This is a genomic window from Streptomyces sp. NP-1717 (assembly GCF_022695985.1).
In the GTDB taxonomy this organism is placed as follows: domain Bacteria; phylum Actinomycetota; class Actinomycetes; order Streptomycetales; family Streptomycetaceae; genus Streptomyces.
Genome location: NZ_JAAPBF010000291.1, coordinates 1 through 7597, shown reverse-complemented (window position 1 = coordinate 7597; position 7597 = coordinate 1). Strand labels below are relative to the sequence as shown.

The following is a 7597-nucleotide window of genomic DNA, read 5'->3' as shown; positions in this document are numbered from 1 at the left end:
GAACGCCCGGAACGCGCGCGGCGGACGCGGCGGGCGGCCCCGCTGGGGGATGCGGGTGGCGACCACCGTCTCCGTACTGGTCCTCGGCGCCGGCGGCATCGGCCACGCGCTGGTGACCAGCCTCGACACGGGAATCGACCGGGTCGACCCGTTCAAGGACATGAAGAACCGCCCGGACGCGGGTCACGGCATGAACATCCTCCTCGTCGGCACCGACGGCCGGGACAAGATCACCAAGGAGGAGCGGAAGAAGTACCGGCTCGGCGGCGCCCCCTGCCGCTGCACCGACACGATCATGCTCGTGCACATCTCGGAGGACCGGGAGCGCGCGAGCGTCGTGAGCCTGCCGCGCGACAGTTACGCGGAGCTGCCGTCGCACACCGACGGGACCACGGGCGACAAGCACGGACCGCACCCGGTGAAGCTCAACGCGGCGTACTCGGAGGGCGGTCCGCATCTGACGGTCCGGACCGTCGAGAGCATGACGGGCGTGAAGATCAACCACTATCTGGAGATCGACTTCACCAGCTTCATGAAGACGGTCGACGCGCTCGGCGGGGTGGAGATCTGCACCGCCAAGCGGCTGAAGGACTCGCACACCGGCCTCGATCTGAAGGCCGGGACGCATGAACTGGACGGCGGGCAGGCGCTTCAGTACGTACGGTCCCGCTATCTCGACGGCTCCTCCGACCTCGGCAGGATGCAGCGCCAGCAGCGCTTCATGGCGGCGCTGGTCAAGCAGGCCACCAGCAGCGGTGTACTGCTGAACCCGGTGAAGCTGCGCGGTGTGACCTCGACGATGCTCGAATCGGTGCGGGCGGACAAGGGCTTCGGTACGGAGGAGATGCTCACGCTTGGCAAGGCGATGCGCGACTTCACACCGGCGTCGTCGGAGTTCACGTCGGTGCCGGTCACCACCGGGGGCTTCCCGGTCAAGGGCATCGGATCGACGCTGAAGTGGGACCCGGTGAAGTCGAAGAAGCTCTTCCGGGCACTGCGCGAGGACAAGCCGCTCACCCCGTCGACCCCCGACGGGCCGCGCGGGCCGCAGGGGCCCCGGGAGCCGCCGGCCTCGATGGTCGAGGTGTCACCGCAGCAGATCAGGGTGCAGGTCTACAACGCGACGCGGCAGGACGGTCTGGGCCAGCGGGTCGACGGCGCCCTGCGCGGGACCGGCTTCGACACGACTCGGGCCCCGCTGAACCACACGGGGCCCGAGGCGACGCGCACACAGGTGCTGTTCGACCCGCGCTGGGACCGCTCGGCGAAGTCCCTGGCGGCGGCTCTGCCGGGCTGTGAGCTGCGGCCGGTGCCCCGGCAGGGCGCGACGCTGAAGGTGATGGCGGGCAAGGACTACGAGACGGTGCGGCCGGTACGGGCGGAGAACGCCCACCAGGGCGAGTTCGGGGCGGTGACCGGCGACCAGGTGGTGTGTCCGTGACACGGCGCGCGGCTCCCGGGCCGGGCCTGCCCCCTGGCACGTAACACGTCCGGCGGTTGAGGACGACCAGCCGTCGGCAGGGCGTCGTGCTGTGGCTGGGGACGTCGACCGGGTTGCGCGGCTCTTGGGCCGCTCCTGTCCTCAATCGCCGGACGGGCTGAATACGGGGCGGGGCACGGTCAGTCGTCGATGCCCTCCGCCGCGCGCTTCTCGCGCAGCTCCTTGATCGCCCGGCGCCGGGCGAGCCGGTGCGTGCGCCGGATCTGCGCCTCCTGGTAGCGCCGCTTGTCGCGCTCCGTCTGGGGGACCACCGGGGGTACGGGGCGGGGCCTGCCGTCCGCGTCGACAGCGGCGAAGACGAGATAGGCGCTGCCGACCTGCTGGGCGGGGGTCGACTCGTTCCAGCGCTCGGCGAGTACGCGGACGCCGACCTCCATGGAGGACCGGCCCGTCCAGTTGACCTGTGCCTTCACATGGACCAGATCGCCGACCCGTACCGGCTCCAGGAAGACCATCTCGTCCATGGACGCGGTGACCGCGGGCCCTCCCGAGTGCCGCCCGGCGACCGCTCCGGCGGCGTCGTCGACGAGCTTCATGATCACGCCGCCGTGCACCGTGCCGAGGAGGTTGGTGTCGCTCCCGGTCATGATGTGGCTGAGCGTGGTGCGGGACGCCGAGGTGGGCTTACCCGGAATATCTGTCTCGGGGCGGACGGCCTGGTCTGTCATGCCCTCCACCCTATGCGGGGGTCAGTCACGGCTCGCATTGCATCAGCTTGGCAACAGGGAGGCTGTGAATTTCCTCCACCCCTGTATGCGCGACACCTCCGAGCCGCACACTGGTCGGCATGAACGATTGGCCTGATGGATGGAACGGCGACCGCTCCGACCGTGGCGGCGAGCGTTACGGACGCGGCAGCGCGGGCGCGCAGCCCGAGGGAGCGCGCGCCATGCCGCACGTGCAGCGGCGCGCCGTCCCCCAGCAGCCGTCGCAGGGGTACGACGGGGGCTACGACCCGCCGCCGTACAGCAGTGACTACAACACCGGACAGGTCTACGGCTCCCCGGCCGGCCGGGGTCAGGGCGGGCCGCCTCGGGTGCCCCCGCAGGGTTCCTACGACAACGGCGGGGGCTACCCCCCGGACCAAGCACCGGACTGGCGGCGCCGTATCAAGATCACCGCGATATCCCTGGTCGTCGTTCTGCTGACCGTCTCCATAGGCACGTACTTCTGGGCGGACTCCAAGCTCAAGCGCGAGGTCGACCTCTCGAAGGTGATCGAGCGGCCCGGGTCGGGGGACGGCACGAACTATCTGATCGTGGGTTCCGACAGCCGTGAGGGCATGTCCGACGAGGAGAAGAAGAACCTCCACACGGGCAGCGCGGAGGGCAAGCGCACGGACTCGATGATGATCCTGCACGACGGCTCGAACGGCCCGACGCTGGTCTCGCTGCCGCGTGACTCGAACGTGGTCATCCCGTCGTTCCGCGGCTCGGAGTCCGGGAAGATGTTCCCGAACCAGGGCCGTGAGACGAAGCTCAACGCGGCGTACGCGGAGGACGGGCCCGAACTCCTCGTCCGTACGGTCGAGTTCAACACCGGTCTGCGGATCGACCACTACGTCGAGATCGGCTTCGCGGGCTTCGCCAACATCGTGGACGCGATCGGCGGTGTGGAGCTGGACATCCCGAAGGCGTTCAAGGACAAGAAGTCGGGCGCCGACTTCCAGAAGGGCAAGCAGACGCTGGACGGCGAGCAGTCCCTGGCGTACGTCCGTACCCGGTACGCGTTCGCGGGCAGTGACCTCGACCGGACGAAGAACCAGCAGAAGTTCCTGGCGGCCCTGGCCTCGCAGACGGCCACGCCGGGCACGATCCTCAACCCGTTCAAGCTCTACCCGACGCTGGGCGCGGGCCTGGACACCCTGATCGTCGACAAGGACATGTCCCTCTGGTCGCTGAGCCAGATGTTCTTCGCGATGAAGGGCGTCACGGGCGGCGACGGCACGTCGATGAACATCCCGATCTCGGGCAGCAAGGGCGGGAACCTGGTCTGGGACAAGGCCAAGGTCAAGCAGCTCGTGGACCAGCTGAACAACGACGAGAAGGTCACCGTCACCTCGGACTGATCCGGTCGTGCGGGAAACGGGGCAGGGGGCGCCGACGGCGCCCCCTGCCTCTTTCACGAGCGGGTACCGGCCCGCGGAGGGGCGGGCCGGTTCGGTCGCGCGCTACGGCAGGTTGCGCGCCATCACGATGCGCTGGACCTGGTTCGTGCCCTCGTAGATCTGGGTGATCTTGGCGTCGCGCATCATCCGCTCCACCGGGTAGTCGCGCGTGTAGCCGTAGCCGCCGAGGAGCTGGACCGCGTCCGTCGTGATCTCCATCGCCACGTCGGAGGCGAAGCACTTGGCCGCCGCGCCGAAGAAGGTCAGCTGCTCCTTGTCGCCGCCGTCCGAGACGCGCTGCGAGCGGGCGGCGGCGGAGTAGGTGAGCTGGCGGGCCGCCTCCAGCTTCATCGCCATGTCGGCGAGCATGAACTGGACGCCCTGGAAGTCGCCGACCGGCTTGCCGAACTGCTTGCGCTCCCGGACGTAGCCCGACGCGTAGTCGAGCGCGCCCTGGGCGATGCCGAGCGCCTGGGCCGCGATGGTGATGCGGGTGTGGTCCAGGGTCTTCATGGCCGTCGCGAAGCCGGTGCCCTCGGCACCGATGAGGCGGTCGGCGGGGATGCGGACGTTGTCGAGGTAGACCTCGCGGGTCGGTGAGCCCTTGATGCCGAGCTTCTTCTCGGGGGCGCCGAAGGAGACGCCCTCGTCGCCCTTCTCGACGACGAACGCCGATATGCCCTTCGTACGGAGGTCGGGGTCGGTGACGGCCATCACCGTGTAGTACTCGGAGACGCCGGCGTTGGTGATCCAGCGCTTCACGCCGTTGAGCACGTAGCTGTCGCCGTCCCGTACGGCCTTGGTCTTCATGCCGCCGGCGTCGGAGCCCGCGTCCGGCTCGGAGAGGCAGTACGAGAACATCCCGTCGCCCTTGGCCAGCGGACCGAGGTACTTCTTCTTCAGGTCGTCGCCGCCGGCGAGTACGACGGGCAGCGAGCCGAGCTTGTTCACGGCCGGGATCAGCGAGGACGACGCGCAGACGCGGGCGACCTCCTCGATGACGATCACGGTGGCCAGGGCGTCGGCACCGGCGCCGCCGTACTCCTCGGGGACGTGGACGGCGTGCAGATCGGCGGCGACCAGCGCGTCGAGCGCCTCCTGCGGGAAGCGGGCCTCCTCGTCCACGGCGGCGGCGAACGGCGCGATCTTCGCCTCGGAGAGCGCGCGCACGGCGTCACGGAGCATGTCGTGCTCCTCGGACGGGCGGTACAGGTCGAAATCAGCTGATCCGGCCACGGTCTTCCACTCCCCTGAATGCTAACTACCGTTAAGTAACCCCAATTTTAGAGGCCCGCGGCGCGGGGGCGTACGTGAGTTTCCCGACAGCTCCCGCACCTTGCCCCGAGGCGCCCGAAAAGGGGTCCCGACGGCGCGGCTATGCTCGGGCACCGCACTCGCGGTGCGATCGCGGCTGCGATCGCACCCGGTGCAACGCCTCCCGACCGCACTCCCTGGAGCACCCATGGCCCTCAAGATCACTGTGATCGGCACCGGCTACCTCGGCGCCACCCACGCCGCGGCCATGGCGGAGCTGGGCTTCGACGTGCTCGGGCTCGACGTCGTCCCCGAGAAGATCGAGATGCTGACGGCGGGCAGGGCACCGATGTACGAGCCCGGCCTCGAAGACCTGCTGCGCAAGCACGTCGCCGGCTTCGAGGGGTCGACCGGCCGGCTGCGCTTCACCTCCTCCTGGGAGGAGGTCGGCGCCTTCGGCGACATCCACTTCGTCTGCGTGAACACCCCGCAGAAGCACGGCGAGTACGCGTGCGACATGAGCTATGTGGAGAGCGCCTTCGACTCGCTGGCCCCGCGGCTGGGCCGCGCGGCGCTGGTGGTCGGCAAGTCGACCGTGCCGGTGGGCAGCGCGGAGCGCCTCGCGCGGCGGCTGACCGAGCTGGCGCCGGTGGGCGTCGACGTCGAGCTGGCCTGGAATCCGGAGTTCCTGCGGGAGGGCTTCGCCGTCCAGGACACGCTCCGCCCCGACCGGATCGTGGTGGGTACGGCCAGCGACCGTGCCGAGAAGCTGCTGCGCGAGGTGTACGCGACACCGATCGGCGAGGGGTCGCCGTTCGTCGTGACGGACTTCCCGACCTCGGAGCTGGTGAAGACCGCCGCGAACTCCTTCCTCGCCACCAAGATCTCCTTCATCAACGCGATGGCCGAGGTCTGCGAGGCGGCCGGCGGTGACGTCGTGAAACTGGCGGAGGCCATCGGCTACGACGAGCGCATCGGGAAGAAGTTCCTGCGGGCCGGGATCGGCTTCGGCGGCGGCTGTCTGCCCAAGGACATCCGGGCGTTCATGGCGCGGGCGGGCGAGCTGGGCGCCGACCAGGCACTGACGTTCCTGCGCGAGGTCGACTCGATCAACATGCGCCGCCGGGGCCACATGGTGGAGCTGGCGCGCGAGGCGGTCGGCGGCGACTCGTCGTTCCTGGGCAAGCGGGTCGCGGTCCTGGGCGCGACGTTCAAGCCGGACTCGGACGACGTACGGGACTCCCCCGCGCTGAACGTCGCGGGCCAGATCCATCTCCAGGGCGGCCAGGTGACCGTGTACGACCCGAAGGGCATGGACAACGCGCGCGGGATCTTCCCGACGCTCGGCTACGCCGAGTCCGCGCTGGAGGCCGTGCGCGGCGCCGATGTCGTACTGCACCTGACCGAGTGGAGCGAGTTCCGCGAGCTGGACCCGGCGGAGCTGGGCGAGGCCGTGACGCGGCGGCTGATCCTCGACGGGCGCAACGCGCTGGACCCGCAGGTGTGGCGCGGGGCGGGCTGGACGTACCGGGCGATGGGGCGGCCGAGGGCCTGACCGGCCGCGGGCACAACTACCGGCGCACGTCGTCCAGTTCCTCGATCGTCGCCGTCGAGGCCGGGCGGCGGCCCTGGGCCGCGCGGGCCAGGAACTCGGCGTCGCGCACCACGCGGGCCGCGTTGCCCCAGGTGAGATCGGTGATCTGGGTGTCGTCCCAGCCCCGGTCGAGCAGTTCGGTGATCAGGCGCGGGTAGCACGAGGTGTCTTCGAGTCCCGCGGTGCGGGGCGCGTCCGCCTCACGGCCGTAGGTCCCCGCGAGACCCACGCACTGCGGGCCGGCCACGTCCCGTACCCGCTCGACATGGTCGGCGACGGCGGAGACGGCCGGGGCGCGGCCGTCGCGGTGGATCAGGGCCGGGTCGAAACTCACCATGCAGACACCGGCGTTGGCGCCGAGCAGCGCCAGGATCTCGTCCGGGACGTTGCCGGGGTCCGCGGTCAGGGCGCCGGCGGCGGAGTGGGAGAACATCGCCGGGGCCTTGGTGACGGCGAGGGTGGCGCGCACCGTCTCGCCGGACGCGCCGGACAGGTCGACGAGCACGCCGAGGCGGTTCATCTCGCGGACGGCCTCCTGGCCGAAGCGGGTGAGCCCGTCGTCCGCCCAGCGCGCGCCCGCGAGGGCGAGGACCCGCACGCCGAGGAAGTGGAACGCGCGGAGCGTGGCGAGCGAGCCGCCGATGGCCCGGCCCGAGACGGGGCCGAGGAACGAGGCGACGCGCCCGCAGTGCCGGGCGTCGGCCAGGTCCCCGGCGCCGAGCGCGAGGCGCAGGCTCTCCGGGCAGGACGCGATCAGGTCCCGTACGACGTCGATCAGTTCCAGCGTGGTGCTGACGGCCCGGTCCTCGTCGTCGGCGTCGTCGGCCACCTGGAGGGACCAGAACTGCGCGCCGAGCGCGCCCGCCCGGATCCGCGGCATGTCGGTGTCCAGGAAGTTCTCGCCCTGTTCGAGGTCGTGGCTGTGCCCGGCGGCGCGGCGGCGCAGCAGGGTGGGGGCGAGGCTGTTGTGGCCGTCGATGACGGGGTGCGCGGCCAGCAGCGTGGCGGCGCGCTCGGCGGACGACGCGGGGGTGGCCGTGGCGGTGGCCGTGGCCGCCGGCTCCGCGGCGGGTGGCTCCGGCGGCGGGTCGAGGTCGCCGGCCGCGCTTGTCGAGTCCGAGTCGTGGGGGTCGTCCCGTAG

General features: G+C 70.7%; 6 protein-coding genes. 3 read left to right on the top strand and 3 right to left on the bottom strand.

Features of this window, described 5'->3' with window-relative positions:
- The coding region (locus tag GXP76_RS32435) for an LCP family protein (protein ID WP_242575197.1) at positions 1-1441 on the top strand (1441 nt) is incomplete at its 5' end.
- 179 nt (positions 1442-1620) lie between these two features.
- On the opposite strand, the gene GXP76_RS32430 is transcribed toward GXP76_RS32435, so the two are convergent.
- Positions 1621-2169 (bottom strand): acyl-CoA thioesterase, encoded by a 549-nt coding sequence (locus GXP76_RS32430; RefSeq protein ID WP_242575196.1) that lies wholly within the window; start codon positions 2167-2169, stop codon positions 1621-1623.
- Between the two features lie 119 nt (positions 2170-2288).
- On the opposite strand from GXP76_RS32430, the gene GXP76_RS32425 reads away from it, so the two are divergent.
- Positions 2289-3569, top strand: a complete 1281-nt coding sequence (locus GXP76_RS32425; protein WP_242575195.1) for an LCP family protein — start codon at positions 2289-2291, stop codon at positions 3567-3569.
- 102 nt (positions 3570-3671) lie between these two features.
- Here the strand turns inward: GXP76_RS32425 and GXP76_RS32420 are convergent, their stop codons facing one another.
- Positions 3672-4844, bottom strand: coding sequence for an acyl-CoA dehydrogenase family protein (locus GXP76_RS32420; protein ID WP_242575194.1), 1173 nt, complete (start codon positions 4842-4844; stop codon positions 3672-3674).
- 226 nt (positions 4845-5070) lie between these two features.
- Here GXP76_RS32420 and GXP76_RS32415 point away from each other — a divergent pair, with 226 nt between their 5' ends.
- Entirely contained in the window at positions 5071-6417 is a 1347-nt protein-coding gene (locus tag GXP76_RS32415; protein ID WP_242575193.1) for a UDP-glucose/GDP-mannose dehydrogenase family protein, read from the top strand.
- A gap of 16 nt (positions 6418-6433) precedes the next feature.
- Here the strand turns inward: GXP76_RS32415 and GXP76_RS32410 are convergent.
- On the bottom strand, positions 6434-7597 hold a 1164-nt coding region (locus GXP76_RS32410), incomplete at its 5' end, for a membrane dipeptidase (RefSeq protein ID WP_242575192.1).